The organism is Pseudomonas sp. GW822-FHT03F04, assembly GCF_058801405.1.
Map to the genome: position 1 here is coordinate 412365 of NZ_JBXANF010000005.1, position 17560 is coordinate 429924.

Genomic DNA, 17560 nt, shown 5'->3' on the forward strand with positions numbered 1-17560 from the left:
AATAAGAAGGCGGGGCTATGACTTCCTTGAGCACTCATCATCAGGACAAGGCGACCTTTCTCGAACGCCTGATCTTCAACAACCGCCCGGCAGTGATCGTGATCTGCCTGCTGGTCAGTATTTTCCTGTTCTGGCAGGCGACGCTGATCCGGCCGTCCACCAGTTTCGAAAAAATGATCCCGCTCAAGCATCCGTTCATCGAGAAGATGATGGAGCACCGCAACGATCTGACGAACCTGGGCAACACCGTGCGCATTTCGGTGGAGGCCAAGGACGGTGACATCTTCTCCAAGGAGTACATGGAGACCCTGCGCCAGATCAACGACGAGGTGTTCTACATCTCCGGCGTCGACCGTTCCGGCCTGAAGTCGCTGTGGAGCCCGAGCGTGCGCTGGACCGAGGTGACCGAGGAAGGCTTTGCCGGCGGTGAAGTGATCCCGCAGAGCTACGACGGTTCCCAGGACAGCATCGACATGCTGCGCAACAACGTGCTCAAGTCGGGTCAGGTCGGGCGTCTGGTGGCCAACGACTTCAAGTCGAGCATCGTCGACATTCCGCTGCTGGAGTCCTACCCGGACCCGCAGGACCAGGGCAAGTTGCTGGCGCTGGACTACCGCCAGTTCTCCCATGAACTGGAAGACAAGATCCGCAACAAGTTCGAAGCGCAGAACCCCAACGTCAAGATCCACATCGTCGGTTTCGCCAAGAAGGTCGGTGACCTGATCGACGGTCTGGTGATGGTGGTGATGTTCTTCGGCGTCGCCTTCGTCATCACCCTGATTTTGCTGCTGTGGTTCACCAACTGCCTGCGCAGTACCGTGGCGGTGTTGAGCACCACGCTGGTGGCGGTGGTCTGGCAACTGGGGTTGATGCACTTCTTCGGTTTCGGCCTCGATCCGTATTCGATGCTGGTGCCGTTCCTGATCTTCGCCATCGGGATTTCCCACGGCGTGCAAAAGATCAACGGTATCGCCCTGCAATCGAGCGAGGCGGACAACGCCCTGACCGCCGCGCGGCGTACGTTCCGGCAACTGTTCCTGCCGGGGATGATCGCGATTCTCGCGGATGCGGTGGGCTTCATCACGCTGCTGATCATCGACATCGGCGTGATCCGTGAACTGGCCATCGGCGCGTCCATCGGCGTGGCGGTGATCGTGTTCACCAACCTGATTCTGCTACCGGTGGCGATTTCCTATGTCGGCATCAGCAAGCGTGCGGTGGCCAAGAGCAAGAAGGACGCTAACCGCGAACACCCGTTCTGGCGCCTGCTGTCGAACTTTGCCAGCCCGAAAGTCGCACCGGTGTCCATTGCGCTCGCTCTGATCGCCTTCGGTGGCGGCCTCTGGTACAGCCAGAACCTGAAGATCGGCGACCTCGACCAGGGCGCGCCGGAACTGCGTCCGGACTCGCGCTATAACAAGGACAACAACTTCATCATCAACAACTACTCCACCAGTTCCGACGTACTGGTGGTGATGGTCAAGACCAAGTCCGAAGGCTGTTCGCGCTACGAAGCCATGGCGCCGATCGATGAGCTGATGTGGAAAATGCAGAACACCGAGGGCGTGCAGTCGGCGATCTCGCTGGTGACCGTGTCCAAGCAGATGATCAAGGGCATGAACGAGGGCAACCTGAAATGGGAAACCCTGTCGCGCAACCCGGACGTGCTGAACAACTCCATCGCCCGTGCCGACGGCCTGTACAACAACAGTTGCTCGCTGGCGCCGGTGCTGGTGTTCCTCAACGATCACAAGGCTGAAACCCTGGATCGTGCGGTGCATGCGGTGCAGGAATTCGCCAAGGACAACAACAAAGAAGGTCTGGAATTCATCCTGGCGGCCGGTAACGCCGGGATTGAAGCGGCCACCAACGAAGTCATCAAACAGGCCGAACTGACCATCCTGGTGCTGGTGTACATCTGCGTGGCGGTGATGTGCATGATCACCTTCCGTTCTTGGGCGGCGACTCTGTGCATCGTGCTGCCGCTGGTATTGACCTCGGTACTTGGCAACGCGCTGATGGCGTTCATGGGCATCGGCGTGAAGGTTGCGACGCTGCCGGTGGTGGCGCTGGGCGTGGGAATCGGCGTGGACTACGGCATCTACATCTACAGCCGTCTGGAAAGTTTCCTGCGTGCCGGCCTGCCGTTGCAGGAAGCCTATTACCAGACCCTGAAATCCACCGGTAAAGCGGTGCTGTTCACCGGTCTGTGCCTGGCCATCGGTGTGTGCACCTGGATCTTCTCGGCGATCAAGTTCCAGGCCGACATGGGCCTGATGCTGACCTTCATGCTGCTGTGGAACATGTTCGGTGCGCTGTGGCTGTTGCCGGCACTGGCCAAGTTCCTGATCAAGCCTGAGAAGCTGGCGGGGCAGAAGGGGAATTCTCTGTTTGCTCACTGATCCGGGCTTCTGAAACGACAAAGCCGCAACCTTAGGGTTGCGGCTTTTTTGTGAGTCAAGATCAAAAGCCCCTCACCCTAGCCCTCTCCCAGAGGGAGAGGGAACTGACCGCAATGTCTCGCGTGATACATCGACCTGAAAAACCGAGTCGATTATGGATTCAAAGAGGATCGTTCAAGTCGGTGTATCTCTCCAATATCCCCCGATCGGTTCCCTCTCCCTCCGGGAGAGGGCTAGGGTGAGGGCAAGCGGTCTCAAGTCTTACGAAAGTTCAGTACCAAGCACCACACTCAAAGCACTCCGCGCATCATCCAGCTGCACCAACGTCGCATGCCGAGCCCCCAGCGCATCACGATTTTCGATCGCGGTGAGAATCGCCTTGTGCCGAGGTAACGCCAGTTCATGCAGATTCGGTCGCTGATTCGAATGCTTCAACGCCTCGGCAATCGCGACCGACAGCATGTTGCACAGATTCGCCAGCAAGTCGTTATGGGTCGCATCGGCGATGCGGCTGTGGAAATCCAGATCCGGTTGCAGCAACGCCTCCGGGGTCGGTGCGGCTTCCATGCGTTGGTAGGCTTCGCCGATGGCTGCGATGTCGGCATCCGTGGCGTGCTGGGCGGCGAGGGCGGCGGCGGCCGGTTCGATGATGCTGCGCACGCTGGTCAGCACATTGAAGAATTCATTTTGCGGGCTGCTTTGCATCAGCCAGTGCAATACGTCCGGGTCGAGCATGTGCCATTCGCGGCGCGGCTTTACCACCGTGCCGACACGCGGCTTCGAGTACACCAGCCCCTTGGCCACCAACACCCGCGTGGCTTCGCGCAACACCGGCCGACTGACCGCGTACTCCTCGCAGAGCAAGGCTTCGGCGGGCAGTTTGTCGCAAGGCAAAAAGCGTCCGGAAACAATCTGCATGCCCAGTTCCTGGACGATGCGCGAGTGCATGCTTTTGCGGTCGGAAGGTTTGCGGTAATCCATGGGGCGCGGGGCGATCCTGAACGATGGAGATGCCGCGCATCATAGCAGGCACCACACAATCTTGAGGCAGATACAGCGCAAATGTGGGAGCGAGCTTGCTCCCACAGGAGGCATGGTGGTGTCAGTGCGAGTGGCGAGGGACCTCAGCACCTCGACAACCCACCAGGAAGTCAAAATCACACCCCTGATCCGCCTGCAGCACATGGTCGATGTACAACTGACGATAACCCCCCACCAACAACGGCTGCGGCGGTTGCAGATCCGCCATGCGTGCCGCCAGTTCAGCGTCCGGAATGTCCAAGTGCAAACGCCCGCTGGCGCAGTCCAGCTCGATCCAGTCGCCTTCTTTCACTGCCGCCAAAGGCCCGCCGGCCGCCGCTTCCGGGGCGACGTGCAACACGACGGTGCCGTACGCTGTGCCGCTCATGCGAGCGTCGGAGATGCGCACCATATCCGTCACGCCCTGGGCCAGCAGCTTGGCCGGCAAACCCATGTTGCCGACTTCGGCCATGCCCGGATAACCCTTCGGCCCGCAGTTTTTCATCACCAGAATCGAGTTCGCATCGACGTCCAGCTCCGGGTCGTTGATCCGTGCCTTGTACAGGTCGAAGTTCTCGAATACGACCGCGCGACCACGGTGTTGCATCAGTTCCGGTGTGGCGGCGGATGGCTTGAGCACTGCGCCCAGTGGCGCCAGATTGCCGCGCAACACACAGATGCCGCCGTCAGCGCGGATCGGATTGTCGAGGGTGCGGATCACTTCGTCTTCACCGTAGATCGGCGCGTCCTTGGTGTTCTCGCCGATGGATTTACCGTTGACGGTCAGCGCGTTCGGATTCGGAATCAGATTGGCTTCGCCGAGGCGGCGCAATACGGCCGGCAAACCCCCGGCGTAGTAGAACTCTTCCATCAGGAAACGCCCTGACGGTTGCAGGTCGACAATGGTCGGCATGCCGCGACCCATCCGGGTCCAGTCGTCCAGATCCAGCTCGACGCCAATGCGTCCGGCGATGGCTTTGAGGTGAATCACCGCGTTGGTCGAACCACCAATCGCCGCGTTGACCCGGATCGCGTTTTCGAAGGCTTCCTTGGTGAGGATCTTCGACAGCTTCAAGTCTTCACGAACCATCTCAACCGCGCGCATGCCGGACATGTGCGCCAGCACATAACGCCGCGCATCCACCGCCGGAATCGCCGCGTTGTGCGGCAGGGACGTGCCCAGTGCTTCGGCCATGCAGGCCATGGTCGAGGCTGTGCCCATGGTGTTGCAGGTGCCGGCCGAGCGGGACATGCCGCCCTCGGCCGCGAGGAAATCGTCAATCGTGATGGTGCCGGCCTTCACCTGTTCACTGAGCTGCCAGACCACCGTGCCGGAACCAATGTCCTTGCCCTTGTGCTTGCCATTGAGCATCGGCCCGCCGGTGACGACGATGGCCGGCACGTCGCAACTGGCCGCGCCCATCAGCAGGGCCGGGGTGGTCTTGTCGCAACCGGTCAGCAGCACCACGCCGTCAATCGGGTTGCCGCGAATCGCTTCCTCGACGTCCATGCTCGCCAGGTTGCGGGTGAGCATGGCGGTCGGGCGCAGGTTCGATTCGCCGTTGGAGAACACCGGGAATTCCACCGGGAATCCGCCGGCCTCGATCACACCGCGTTTGACGTGCTCCGCGATCTGGCGGAAGTGCGCGTTGCACGGGGTCAGTTCCGACCAGGTGTTGCAGATGCCGATGATCGGCTTGCCGTGGAACTGATGGTCGGCGATGCCCTGATTCTTCATCCAGCTGCGGTACATGAAGCCGTTCTTGTCGGCCGTGCCAAACCATTGGGCGGAGCGCAGGGTGGGTTGCTTATCAGACATGATCGATTCTCTTATTGTAAGACTATTTTTTGCAAGCTTCGGCTAAACATAAGCGCAAAATCGGCGCTTTGGAAGTGTTGTTGGGTAATTAGTATTACTATATAGTCGTTTTCGATGGAGGGATGGCCCTGGCGGTTTTCCGCGAGAGGCGTCCCCCGAGGTTCCATAAAAACAACAATCGGAGACCGATCTCATGAGCCAGGAACTGCGGCTTGTCCGGCGCATCACGCTGAAACTGATTCCCTTCCTGATCCTGCTGTACCTGATCGCCTATGTGGATCGCTCCGCCGTCGGCTTCGCCAAGCTGCACATGGGCGCCGACATCGGTATCGGCGATGCCGCCTACGGCCTCGGCGCCGGGCTGTTTTTCATTGGCTACTTTCTGTTGGAAATCCCCAGCAACCTGATGCTCGAACGCTTCGGTGCGCGGCGCTGGTTCGCGCGGATCATGATCACCTGGGGCGCGATCACCATCGGCATGGCGTTCGTTCAGGGCCCGCACAGTTTCTACGTGATGCGCTTTCTGCTCGGCGCGGCGGAGGCGGGGTTCTTTCCCGGCGTTCTGTACTACATCACCCAATGGTTCCCGGTGCGCCATCGCGGCAAGATCCTCGGGCTGTTCATCCTTTCCCAACCCATCGCGATGATGATCACCGGCCCCGTGTCCGGCGGCTTGCTGGGCATGGACGGCATTCTCGGTCTGCATGGCTGGCAGTGGCTGTTCATCGTCATCGGCACCCCGGCGATCCTGCTGACCTGGCCGGTGCTGCGCTGGCTGCCGGACGGCCCGCAGCAAGTGAAATGGATGGATCAGGCCGAGAAGGACTGGCTGACCGGCGAGCTGAAAAAGGATCTGCAGGAATACGGCCAGACCCGCCACGGCAATCCGCTGCATGCGCTCAAGGACAAACGCGTGTTGCTGCTGGCGCTGTTCTATCTGCCGGTGACCCTGAGCATTTATGGCCTTGGCCTGTGGCTGCCGACCCTGATCAAACAGTTCGGCGGCAGCGATCTGGTGACCGGTTTCGTGTCGTCGGTGCCATACATCTTCGGCATCGTCGGCCTGTTGATCGTGCCACGCAGTTCCGACCGCATGAATGATCGCTACGGGCATCTGGCGGTGCTCTATGTGCTGGGCGCCATCGGCCTGTTCCTCAGTGCCTGGCTTTCGTTGCCGGTGGCGCAATTGGCGGCGTTGTGTCTGGTGGCGTTCGCGCTGTTTTCCTGCACGGCGGTGTTCTGGACCTTGCCAGGGCGCTTCTTCGCCGGTGCCAGTGCGGCGGCGGGTATTGCCTTGATCAACTCGGTGGGCAACCTCGGCGGCTACATCGGCCCGTTCGTGATCGGCGCGTTGAAGGAATACACCGGCAACCTCGCTTCGGGCCTGTACTTCCTGTCCGGGGTGATGGTGTTCGGGCTGGTTCTGACGGGCATCGTCTATCGCTTGCTGGAGCGCAAACACGTATTGCCGGTTGATCAGTTCGCCGCCAGTGCTCGCGGTGCGACCCGCACCTGATATCGATCCAGGATTTGTCTTAACAGGAGAACATCATGCATCTGGTTCAATTCGAATTGAGTAACGGCGAGCGCCGCGTCGGGGTGGTCGAGGACGGTCTGGTGCGTGAAGTGCAGGATGCGCGCACGGTGCGCGATCTGGCACTGGCGGCGATCGAGGCTGGCGGCACGCTGGCGCAACAGGTGCAGACCCTCGGTCTCGGCATCAGCCACGATTACGCCGAGCTGTTGGCCAAGCTGCGCATCCTGCCGCCGCTGGATCACCCGGACCCAGCGCACCTGCTGGTCAGCGGCACCGGCCTCACGCACCTCGGTAGCGCGTCGGCCCGAGACAAGATGCACCAACAGGCCGGCGACGAAGCGGCGATGACCGACACCATGCGCATCTTCAAGTGGGGCGTGGAGGGTGGCAAACCGGCGGCGGGGCAGGCCGGGGTGCAACCGGAATGGTTCTACAAGGGTGACGGCAGCATCGTTGTGCGCCCCGGTCAGCCGTTCCCGCTACCGCCATTTGCCGAAGACGCCGGCGAGGAGCCTGAGATGGCCGGCCTCTACATCATCGGTCACGACGGCAAGCCGTATCGCCTCGGTTTCGCGGTGGGCAACGAGTTCTCCGATCACGTGATGGAGCGCAAGAACTACCTGTACCTGGCCCACTCGAAATTGCGCAGTTGCAGCTACGGCCCGGAGCTGCGCGTGGGTGAATTGCCGCAGCACCTGGCCGGTACCAGCCGCATCCTGCGCGACGGCGAAGTGCTGTGGCAGAACGAGTTCCTCAGCGGCGAGGCCAACATGTGCCACAGCCTGGCGAACCTTGAATACCACCACTTCAAGTACAGCCAGTTCCTGCATCCCGGTGACGTGCATATCCACTTTTTCGGCACGGCGACCCTGTCGTTCGCCGATGGCATCCGCACTCAGCCGGGCGATGTGTTCGAGATCAGCCAGGCCGAATTCGGCGCGCCGCTGGTCAATGGCATCGCCCCGGTTGAAGCCGTTTTCCAACCGGACAGCATCGGCACCCTTTAAGGAGATCCCATGACTCAGATTCTCGGTCACAACTACATCGGCGGGCGTCGCAGCGCGGCGGGCAACGTCAAGCTGCAAAGCGTCGACGCCACCTCGGGCGAAACACTGCCCCACGATTTCATTCAGGCTACGGAAGGGGAAGTGGATGCGGCCGCCAAAGCGGCTGCTGCTGCGTATCCCGCCTATCGCAGCCTGAGCGCCGAACGCCGCGCGCAGTTTCTCGATGCGATTGCCGATGAGCTGGATGCGCTGGGCGATGATTTCGTCGCCGTGGTTTGTCGCGAAACAGCGTTGCCTGCCGGGCGGATTCAGGGTGAACGCGGACGCACCAGTGGCCAGATGCGGCTGTTCGCCAAAGTGCTGCGACGCGGTGATTTTTACGGTGCGCGCATCGACCTGCCGCTGCCGGATCGTCAGCCGCTGCCGCGCCCCGATCTGCGTCAATACCGCATCGGCCTCGGGCCTGTGGCGGTGTTCGGTGCCAGTAACTTTCCGCTGGCATTCTCCACCGCAGGCGGCGACACCGCGTCGGCGCTGGCCGCCGGCTGCCCGGTGGTGTTCAAGGCTCACAGCGGCCACATGGCCACGGCCGAACTTGTGGCCGATGCGGTGATTCGGGCGGCAGAAAAAACCGCGATGCCGGCCGGTGTGTTCAACATGATCTACGGCGGCGGAGTCGGCGAGTGGCTGGTCAAGCATCCGGCGATTCAGGCCGTGGGCTTCACTGGTTCGCTGCGAGGTGGACGGGCACTGTGTGACATGGCCGCAGCGCGTGCGCAACCGATCCCGGTGTTCGCCGAGATGTCGAGCATCAACCCGGTAATCGTTCTGCCCCAGGCCCTGACAGTTCGTTCGGAAACTGTTGCCCGTGATCTGACCGCGTCGGTGGTGCAGGGCTGCGGTCAGTTCTGTACCAACCCGGGTTTGGTGATCGGCATTCGCTCGCCGCAGTTCACGGCATTCATTGAGCAGGTCGCGGCGTTGATCGGCGACCAACCGACGCAAACGATGCTCAATGCCGGCACCCTCGGCAGCTACGGCAAAGGTCTGGAAAAACTGTTGGCGCATGCCGGCATCGAGCATCTGGCCGGTAATCCGCAGCAGGGCAGTCAGGCGCGGCCGCAGCTGTTCAAGGCTGATGCCAGCCTGTTGATCGACGGCGATGAAGTGCTTCAGGAAGAAGTGTTCGGCCCGACCACAGTGATCGTTGAAGTGGCGGATCAGGCGCAACTGAGCGCGGCGCTGCACGGCCTGCATGGACAACTCACCGCGACGATCATCGGCGAGCCGGCGGACTTCGTGCAGTTCCCGGAACTGACGCCGTTGCTGGAACAGAAGGTCGGGCGGATCCTGCTCAACGGTTACCCGACCGGTGTCGAAGTGTGTGACTCGATGGTCCACGGCGGGCCGTATCCGGCGACGTCCGATGCTCGCGGCACCTCGGTCGGCACCCTGGCGATCGACCGTTTCCTACGCCCGGTGTGCTTCCAGAACTATCCCGACAGCCTGCTGCCGGAACCGCTGAAAAATGCCAACCCGCTGCGCATTCAGCGGCTGGTGGATGGCAAACCCTCGCGCGAGGCTCTCTAAGCCGGGCCGTCGGGCCTTGTGTGGGCAAGCTCCCCTAAGGCCCGGCGGTCACATTGAGCTATCATTGCCACTTTCCCCCTGAAAGACATGATTGCCATGACTGCCGTAACCGACACCCTTCTCAACGCCCTCGAACACTGCGGTATGGTCGAAATCGACGGCCTGCACGCCTTCGAATTCGCCCTCGATGAAGACGACAATCTGCACATCGAGTGCATCGATGGCCGAACGGCCAGGCATTGGGAGTTCACGCCGGCTCAGGTTGAAGCGGCGACGTTTGACCAGGATCTGCAGAGCTGGTTGATCGTCGGTTTTGCCAGCGACACCAAAACCGTCGGCGAACACCGTCTGGTGTGCCTCGGCGATGTACTCAGCAGCGCCGACGACGAGGATGACGCCGAATGAACATGCGTAAATTCTGGCCATTGTTGATGGCCGGCAGCGTCGGTGCGATGGGCCTTTCCAGCGCGTCAGCCGAGAGCTTCCAGTTGCTGGTCGGCTCCTACACCGCCGGCACCAGCCAGGGCATCTACCGGATGAACTTCGACAGCGCCACCGGCCAGATCGATGCCAAGCCGCTGCAAGTGATCAAGAGCGAAAACCCGTCGTGGCTGACCCTGTCCAAGGATCAGCACCGGGTGTTCGTGGTCAATGAAAACGGCCCTGGCCAGAAAGACCCGGTCGGTCGCGTCAGCAGTTATTCGATCGATCCGAAGACCCACGCCCTGACCCTGATCAATCAGGTCCAGAGCCTGGGCAACGAGCCGACCCATTCCAGCCTCAGCGGCGACGCCAGCCATCTGTTCGTCAGCAACTATTCCGTGGTCGAAGATCCGGGCGGCACCCTCGCGGTGTTGCCGGTCGGCAGCGACGGCAAACTCAAACCGGTGGTGCAGATGAGCGCTCACCCGGCGAGTCGGGTCAACCCTGAACGTCAGGCCTCGAACCATGTGCACTCGACGATTTCCTCGCCGGACGGTCGTTATGTGTTCTCCAACGACCTGGGCGCAGACAAAGTCTTTGTCTACCAATTCGACCCGAAAGCCAATCCGGACCTGCCGCTGACCCCGGCAAAAACCGCCTCGGTGCAATTGCCAGCGGGCAGCGGGCCGCGTCATCTGCTGTTCAGCGCTGACGGCAAGCATGCCTGGCTGACCATGGAAATGAGCGCGCAGGTTGCGGTGTTCGACTACAACGACGGCGTGCTGAGCCAGACGCAAATGGTCGACCTGGCGGCCGGCCAGCCGACCTCGGACAAAGCCGCTGCGGCGCTGCACGCGTCTGCCGATGGCAAATTCCTTTACGTCAGCAACCGTGGCACCGCCAATCAGCTGCTGGTGTTCGCCATCGACCCGGCCACCGGCCAGCTCAAGGAGCTGCAACGGCGTTCGGTGGAAGGCGATCACCCGCGTGAGTTCAGCCTCGATCCGAGCGGTAAATTCCTGCTGATCGCCAACCAGAAAAGCAACCAGATTGTCGTGGTTGAACGCGACGGCAAGACCGGTCTGCTCGGCAAAACCGTGCAAAAACTGCCGATGGACGCCCCGAGCGACCTCAAGTTTCTGCTGCGTCAATAAGCCGCAGGCCCCGGTCTACGGGGCCTGAAGCTTTGTATTAATCCTGCTGATAACAGGTAATGGTGCAAAGCATTTCAAGCGAGCGACCCTCGAGCGTTAAGTTTGCTTCACGGCCCAACCGGGCAAGCAAGCCAACCGAACACGAGGGTTACCGCCATGAACTTCAATCTCTTCTCGATCATCGCCGCTTCCGCTATCTCCGCCACCGTTGCTCTGCCAGCCAGCGCCAACGTTGAAATCAGCGACAAAAAATCCCACACCCAGAGCTACACCCAGAAATACCTGCAACAGAGCGCCAACTTCTACGCCGCCCTGGATCACAAAGCTCAACACTGAAATTTCCGTCACGTCCTGGAACTGCCCAAGGCTGCGATCCTTTGATCTTGTTTATCAAAAGCAAAATCAAAAGATCGCAGCCTTGGGCAGTTTTTTGCGTGCGCACCGACAGGTAATAGGTATTTTCAAACGGCGGAATAGACCGGCTAAATAATCAACGAAGCTGATGGTTACTATGCCAAACCCTGAGTGGTTACCCCGGCTTTTTTGATTGATTCTGTGGGCGTCGAAACATTGTCCACGGAGCACACATCATGGCCAGTTCAATCATCACTTCCGCCAAACGCGGCGCCTACCTGGCCATCGGTCTGTACCTGGTCATGGTGCTGTTCGTCAGCCTCTCGTCCCAATCGCAGCACAGCTTCGATGCACCGATCCAGATCGCGCATCCCGGCGTCCAGTTCGAACTCCGCTCGCAAAGCGCAGCGGTGGATTCAGTTGAACTCGCGGGAGCCGTCGGAGCATGAAAGGCTACAGATTCTGGATCATCGCCGGTCTGGCGATCATGACCAACGGCACGTCTCTTCTGGGATTCGGTCAGGGCTCGGTCGGCGGTCTGGCCCGCGCCATAGAGGCCAACCACACCATCGCCCACAACATCGAACGCGCCAATGCGCTGGGGCTGCTGGCCGGCAATCCACCCGTGAAAACCTCGGCCGAGTTCTTCGGGCCGTTCGAGGTGGATTGCTCGGCGATAGGGATGTGCGAAGTGTTGGCGTAAGCGCTTACTTTTTCATGATGGCGGTGAACAGATCTGATTCCAGGAACCGCTGCAACCAACCCTGCAACCGCACGTAAGGTGTCTGAGCAAACCATTCGCGATCGACATGGGCGAACTGGCGAACGAAGGGCAGCAGCGCGATATCGGCCAGGCAAGGATGATCGGTCAACAAGTAGTCGTGGCCTTCGAGCAACTCATCCAGCTTCTGCAGGAACAACGCACCTTCGGCGCGATAAACCTCCATCGGTTGTTCCGGATAACGCTCGGCGTACTTGTAGCGATTCAGGTGCACCTTGAACACTTGATCGTTGGTTTCGATCAACTCGGCAATCCGTGAGTCCCCACCCAGCAACCAGCCCTGCGGATCGTTCTGCGCCAGTGCCCAGCGCATGATCTCCAGGCTTTCATCGATCACCTGACCGCCCGCATCCAGCACCGGCACCGTGCCCTTGGGCGAGATCGCCAGCATCTCGGCCGGTTTGGCCTTGAGGCTGACTTCAACGATCTCTACCGGCACGCCCGAATAACGCAGGGCCATCCGCGCGCGCATCGCATACGGGCAGCGGCGGAACGAATACAGCGTGTTCATTTCACCTCCAGTGTGCTCAAGCCATTGCCCTGGCGCTGTACCTGAATCTGCACCGGAATCCGCTCGTGCATTTCCTGCACGTGGGAAATCACCGCGACCTTGCGACCCTGAGCCTGCAAGCCGTCGAGGGCGTCCATCGCCAGTTGCAGGGATTCCGGATCGAGGCTGCCGAAGCCTTCGTCGATAAACAGCGATTCGATTTTCAGCGTGCTCGACGCCATCGAGGCCAGGCCCAGTGCAAGCGCCAGCGACACCAGGAAGGTTTCACCGCCGGACAGCGAATGCACCGAGCGCAGCTCGTCGCCCATTTCGGTGTCCATCACCAGCAGGCCGAGCATGCTGCCACCACGTTTCAGGCGGTAGCGCTTGACCAGTTGCCGCAGCTGCACGTTGGCGTGATGCACCAGCAGGTCGAGGTTGTAGGCCTGTGCGATCTTGCGGAAGGTGTCGCCGGTGGCCGAGCCGATCAAGGCATTGAGTCGCGCCCAGCGCTGATACTCGGCATAGGCGTCTGCGATCTGCTGCGCCAGCGCGGAATTGGCGTTTTGCCGGCGCTGATCTTCGACTTGCTCGGCACGCAGCTCGGCGCAGAGCTGTTCGCTCGCGCTGCACTGGTTCTGTACGTCGGCGAGGGCGACAGTGAGTTGTTCGGCTTCGAGGTTGCCGTTGTGCTGCGCCTGATGTTCGAGCAACTGGCGATCACGTTCCTGCAACAGCACTTTGGCGTGTTCCAGGGCTTTTTCGTTGCGCTGCAAACGCTCGCGCAACTCGCCGACCTGGGCGTCGTCGACCCGCAACAGATCTTCGAGGCCGCCGTCATCCAGTTCCGGATGGCGAGCACGCCAGTCGGCAATCTTGCCGGCCAGATCGCGGTCTTCGGTTTCCAGCGCCTGCAAACGCTCCTGCTGCGCTTTGAGTTCGGCGGCGATTTGCACGAGTTGCGTGTGCACGCCTTGCAGTGCCTGAGTCGTGGTGGATTCGGCGTTGCGTGCCTGTTCTACCGCCAGTTCAAGCTGCTGCTGCCAGAGTTCGGCGCAGTTGTGATCGCCCAGCAATTGCGTCAGTTTCTCTTGGCTGGCCTGTTGCTGAGCGATCAGCGCGTTGAGTTGCTGCTCAGCGTTTTGCAGTTGCTGCACGCGGCTTTGCTGACGATCCTGTTCCTTCTCAAGCGTCTGCTGGCGTTGTTGTTGCTCGGCCAGCTCTTCCTTTTGCTGATCGACTTGCGCCAGTCGCTCGGCGATCTGCCGGTCAAGCTGCATGAAGGTCGCGGCCGGCTCGGCGCGCAGGGCTTCGTGAGTCTCGGAGGGCAGCAGCGTGGCGAAGGCTGCGAGCTCTTCGTCCAGACGCTGCCGGTCAGCGCTCAGCTCGCGCTGTTGATTGCTCAGGTGCTGCGCCGCTTGCTGGTGTGCGGTTTCGGCGTGACGCAATTGCTGGGTCAGGCGCGCCGCGTCCTTTTGCAGCGTGAGCAGGGCCGTCTGACGCTGTTCGTCCTGCGTGATGCTCTGGTTCAGTTGATCGTTCTGGCGAGTGAGCCAGGCAGCGCGTTTGTCGCTGTCCTGATTCAGCAACGGCGCGGCCAGCGGATGAGCCTCGATGCTCGGCGTCAGCGTTTGCTGTTGTGTCGCCAGTTGTTCCTGCTGTTGCAGCAACTCTTTCTGTTGGGCAATCACACCACCGACGCTGGTCCGCAGCTCGGTGAGTTTTTCCTTCAGTTGATCGACCGCTTGCTGCGCGCTGGCCTGCTCGCTTTCATCGTGACGGCCGAGGCTTTGCAACAAGGCTTCCGGCTGGTGATACGGGTGTTCGTTGCTGCCGCAGACCGGGCACGGCTGGTCGTCCTGCAATTGCGCACGCAGTTCTTCGACACTGGCACTGCGGGCCAGACGCTGGCGTTCGAGCAGTTCGCGGGTGACGTTGAAGGTCTGTTCGGCGACGGTCAGTTCAGACTTGGTTTTCACCCCGTCCTGGGTCAGGCGCTCACGTTCCTGTTGCGCATCAAGCTGACGCTGTTGCAGCTCGGCACTACGTTTGTCCAGGTCCTGCTGACTGGCCCAAAGGCGCGTCAGGTCTTCGACGGCGCGCAGTTGCTTGCGGTTGTCCTGCAACAGCGTGCCGAGGATGCCGATCTGCTCGGCGACAGCGTCCGGCTCGGCGCCGGCCTCCTTGAACAGCACTTCAAGCTGCTGCTTTTGTGTAGCCAGTTCTTCGGTGGTGCGGGCGGCGTTCTGTTCGAGATTCGCCAGTTCGCTCTCGCCCTTGTTCAACCGGTTGCCGATCAGCATCAGTTGCTGCAAGCGGTCGCGGTAGGCATTCCACGCTTCGCTCAACGGTGCCAGGTGAGCACTTTGCTCAAGATCGGTGGCAATACGTTGCAAGCGTTCGGCGACCATTTTCTGTTGGTCGAGCAGGGTCTGGATTGCGCTCTGGCCCTGGGTGCAGGCCTGTTCGGCGTTTTGCTTCGCTTCGGCGCCGGACGCGACTTCCTTGGCGAGGCGGCCGAGGGTGCTTTGTTCATCGAAGGCCTGACGCAACAGCGGCGCGCTTTCGCTCTGTTGCGTCTGTGCCTGGGTCAAGGCGATTTGTGCGGCACTGAGGTCTTGCTCAAGTTGAGTCTGGCGTTCAGTCAGCTCGCCTTGTTGCTGGGTGTGCGCGCTGATTTGCGCCGCCAATGGCGTCAGTAGTGAATCGATCTCAGCCTTGCGGGCGAACTGATGCCGTTGCGGAGCGAGTTGTTCCAGACGCGTCAATCGCAGGCGTTCGCCGGCCAGCGTTTCGCGCTCGTGTTCGGCGCTCTGCAGTTGCTCGGCGGCCGCCTGCTGCGCGTCCTGCAACAGGTGCAGATCCTTGAGCCAGGTGTGTTGTTGCTCAAGCTGTTTGAGCTGGGCCTGCTGCAACTTCAGTTGCTGCTGGGCGGCGTTGAAGCGTTCGTCGAGTTCGGCGCGAGCCTCGGGCGGGAGCGGAGTCACGCCGGTGGCTTGATCCTGCAACTGTTTGTGGGCCTCGCGAGCCTCTTTGGTCTTGTCGAATGCGCGCCGGCCGAGGCGGGTGTAGAGCGCCGTATCGGTGAGTTTTTCCAGCAGTTCGCTGCGGTCGTTGTCATCGGCCTTGAGGAACGCACTGAACTCGCTCTGGGCCAGCAGCACGGCGCGGGTGAACTGTTCGAAGTTCAGGCCCAGTGCTGCTTCGAGCTGAACCTTGTATTCGCCTTTCTGGCTGGCGAGCAGTTGATCCTGATCGATGTCACGCAGGCTCTGACGGCTGGCCTGCAACTTGCCGCTGGCCTTTTCCCGGGCGCGGTTGGCTTCCCAGCGCGCACGGTAGCGACGGCCGTCGACGCCGACAAAATCCACTTCGGCAAAACCTTCACCCGTGCCGCGCCGCAGCAGTGTGCGTGGGTCGCCAGTGGCGATTTCGCCGTCGGCGTCCGGTACCTTGGCGTCACGGCTGGTGTTGTTCAAACGCGGCACAGAGCCAAACAACGCCAGGCACAGGGCATCGAGCAAGGTACTTTTGCCGGCACCGGTCGGGCCGGTGATGGCGAACAGACCGGCGCTGGCCAGCGGTTCGGCGGTGAAGTCGATCTCGAACGGGCCGGCCAGCGAAGCAAGGTTCTTCAAACGAATGGCGAGAATCTTCATGGCTGCTCGCCCTCCATTTGTACGTCTTGCAGCAGTTCGGCGAAGTCCTTGAGGGTTTGCTCATCGACCTCGTTGCCGTAATTGTCGAGCCAGGCGCGGCTGAACAATTCCTGCGGGGTGAGTTGGTCCAGTTCGATCAGCGCGCTGCTGTCTTCTGTGCCGTCAGCGCCACGGTTGCCCGCGTACTCCGCCGCGATCCGCACCAGTCGCACGGCTTTGCCTTGCAGGGCGCTTTCGACTTGATGGCGCAAGTCTGGCTGTGGCTCATCGAGTCGGACTCGGACTTCCAGCCACGGCTGGCGCTGGGTTTCGGCCAGCAGGTCGATGTTCGGCAGGTCGGCCAGTTGCAGCAGGATTTCCGCCAACGGCGCAGGGCCGAGACGTTGCAGATTGACGGAGCGGGGAATCAGCATTGGCTCGACGCTGACCAGGGTTTCGCCGTCCAGAACGACGTCGAGCACCTGATGCTGATAACTGATTTCCGAAAACGACAACGGGATCGGCGAGCCGCTGTAGCGAATCCGTTCTTCACCGTTGACCTTCTGCGGCTTGTGCAAATGACCGAGGGCGACATAGCTGATGCTCGACCCGAACAGGCTGGCCGGCAGGGCTTCGGCGTTGCCGATGATCAGACTGCGTTCGGAGTCTTCCGACACCGACCCACCGGCCATGTGCGCATGACTGATGGCGACCAGTGCCTGGCCCGGTTGACGCTTGGCGTTGGCCGCTTCGATCAGCCATTCATGCACCTGGCCAATACCGCGCAGATAGTTGTCACCCAGATGCGCGCCGGTCACCTCGGCAGGCCGCAGGAACGGCAGCGCGAGGCACCACGCGGCGATCTCGCCGGACGCATTCGGCAGCGGCAACAACAAGCGTTCCGCATCGAGCTGGCCGTCGTCGAGCCACAATACCCGACCCAACGCATGGGTGCGCAAACGCCGCATCAAGGGCGCGGGCAGTTCGATCCGCGAGCCGGAATCGTGGTTGCCGGCGATCATCACGATAGTCAGCAACGGCTGCTGCTCGTGGGCGCTGACGATGAAGTCGTAGAGGCGTTCCTGGGCTTTGACCGGCGGGTTCACCGTGTCGAAGATGTCGCCGGCGATCAGCAGCACGTCCGGCTGCACCAGCTTCAATTGGCGCAGCAGCCACTCGAGGAAGCATGCATGCTCGAAATCGCGCTCCTGGCCGTGCAGGTTTTGCCCAAGGTGCCAGTCGGAGGTGTGAAACAGACGCAAGGCAAACTCCGCAACAGAAATAGATGATGGCCGCGTGCAATGGAATGGCGGCTGGAAAGAGAGGGAGTTTACTGGCAAAAGGT

The 17560-nt window shown here is 61.1% G+C and carries 14 protein-coding genes; 9 read left to right on the top strand and 5 right to left on the bottom strand.

Going from position 1 to position 17560, the window contains the following annotated elements; all coding sequences use genetic code 11:
- Positions 1 to 17 precede the first annotated feature (17 nt).
- Positions 18 to 2402 (top strand): efflux RND transporter permease subunit, encoded by a 2385-nt coding sequence (locus tag AC1RMX_RS14395; RefSeq protein ID WP_493072394.1) that lies wholly within the window; start codon positions 18 to 20, stop codon positions 2400 to 2402.
- Positions 2403 to 2663: 261 nt separating this feature from the next.
- Here the strand turns inward: AC1RMX_RS14395 and AC1RMX_RS14400 are convergent, their stop codons facing one another.
- Together AC1RMX_RS14400 and AC1RMX_RS14405 are read right to left on the bottom strand one after the other, a co-directional pair.
- Positions 2664 to 3383, bottom strand: coding sequence for a FadR/GntR family transcriptional regulator (locus AC1RMX_RS14400; RefSeq protein WP_169430692.1), 720 nt, complete (start codon positions 3381 to 3383; stop codon positions 2664 to 2666).
- Positions 3384 to 3504: 121 nt separating this feature from the next.
- On the bottom strand, positions 3505 to 5241 hold the full coding sequence (locus AC1RMX_RS14405) for an IlvD/Edd family dehydratase (protein WP_096820058.1): 1737 nt from the start codon (positions 5239 to 5241) through the stop codon (positions 3505 to 3507).
- Between the two features lie 193 nt (positions 5242 to 5434).
- Here AC1RMX_RS14405 and AC1RMX_RS14410 point away from each other — a divergent pair, with 193 nt between their 5' ends.
- From AC1RMX_RS14410 to AC1RMX_RS14445, 8 genes are all read left to right on the top strand, one after another.
- Complete coding sequence (locus AC1RMX_RS14410) at positions 5435 to 6757, top strand: MFS transporter (RefSeq protein ID WP_096820057.1); 1323 nt, start codon at positions 5435 to 5437, stop codon at positions 6755 to 6757.
- A gap of 35 nt (positions 6758 to 6792) precedes the next feature.
- Positions 6793 to 7785, top strand: a complete 993-nt coding sequence (araD1, locus tag AC1RMX_RS14415) for an AraD1 family protein (protein ID WP_493072397.1) — start codon at positions 6793 to 6795, stop codon at positions 7783 to 7785.
- A 9-nt stretch (positions 7786 to 7794) separates the two neighbouring features.
- Positions 7795 to 9375, top strand: coding sequence for an aldehyde dehydrogenase (NADP(+)) (locus AC1RMX_RS14420; protein ID WP_096820055.1), 1581 nt, complete (start codon positions 7795 to 7797; stop codon positions 9373 to 9375).
- Positions 9376 to 9471: 96 nt separating this feature from the next.
- On the top strand, positions 9472 to 9780 hold the full coding sequence (locus AC1RMX_RS14425; RefSeq protein WP_493072399.1) for a DUF5629 family protein: 309 nt from the start codon (positions 9472 to 9474) through the stop codon (positions 9778 to 9780).
- Positions 9777 to 10952, top strand: a complete 1176-nt coding sequence (locus AC1RMX_RS14430; RefSeq protein ID WP_493072401.1) for a lactonase family protein — start codon at positions 9777 to 9779, stop codon at positions 10950 to 10952. Before AC1RMX_RS14425 ends, AC1RMX_RS14430 begins: the two co-directional genes overlap by 4 nt.
- Positions 10953 to 11108: 156 nt before the next feature.
- Positions 11109 to 11288, top strand: a complete 180-nt coding sequence (locus AC1RMX_RS14435) for a hypothetical protein (RefSeq protein WP_011334602.1) — start codon at positions 11109 to 11111, stop codon at positions 11286 to 11288.
- Positions 11289 to 11542: 254 nt separating this feature from the next.
- Complete coding sequence (locus AC1RMX_RS14440; RefSeq protein WP_102620963.1) at positions 11543 to 11755, top strand: hypothetical protein; 213 nt, start codon at positions 11543 to 11545, stop codon at positions 11753 to 11755.
- Positions 11752 to 12009, top strand: a complete 258-nt coding sequence (locus AC1RMX_RS14445) for a hypothetical protein (protein WP_096820052.1) — start codon at positions 11752 to 11754, stop codon at positions 12007 to 12009. Before AC1RMX_RS14440 ends, AC1RMX_RS14445 begins: the two co-directional genes overlap by 4 nt.
- Before the next feature lie 4 nt (positions 12010 to 12013).
- Here the strand turns inward: AC1RMX_RS14445 and AC1RMX_RS14450 are convergent, their stop codons facing one another.
- Genes AC1RMX_RS14450 through AC1RMX_RS14460 form a run of 3 tightly spaced genes read right to left on the bottom strand, consistent with a single transcriptional unit; the run spans position 12014 to position 17477 of the window.
- The gene (locus tag AC1RMX_RS14450) at positions 12014 to 12598 is read right to left on the bottom strand and encodes a glutathione S-transferase (protein ID WP_493072403.1); all 585 of its coding nucleotides are present in this window, start codon (positions 12596 to 12598) and stop codon (positions 12014 to 12016) included.
- On the bottom strand, positions 12595 to 16236 hold the full coding sequence (locus tag AC1RMX_RS14455; protein WP_493072405.1) for an AAA family ATPase: 3642 nt from the start codon (positions 16234 to 16236) through the stop codon (positions 12595 to 12597). The genes AC1RMX_RS14450 and AC1RMX_RS14455 overlap by 4 nt, the downstream gene beginning before the upstream one ends.
- The gene (locus AC1RMX_RS14460; RefSeq protein ID WP_493072407.1) at positions 16233 to 17477 is read right to left on the bottom strand and encodes an exonuclease SbcCD subunit D C-terminal domain-containing protein; all 1245 of its coding nucleotides are present in this window, start codon (positions 17475 to 17477) and stop codon (positions 16233 to 16235) included. The genes AC1RMX_RS14455 and AC1RMX_RS14460 overlap by 4 nt, the downstream gene beginning before the upstream one ends.
- Positions 17478 to 17560: the final 83 nt, after the last annotated feature.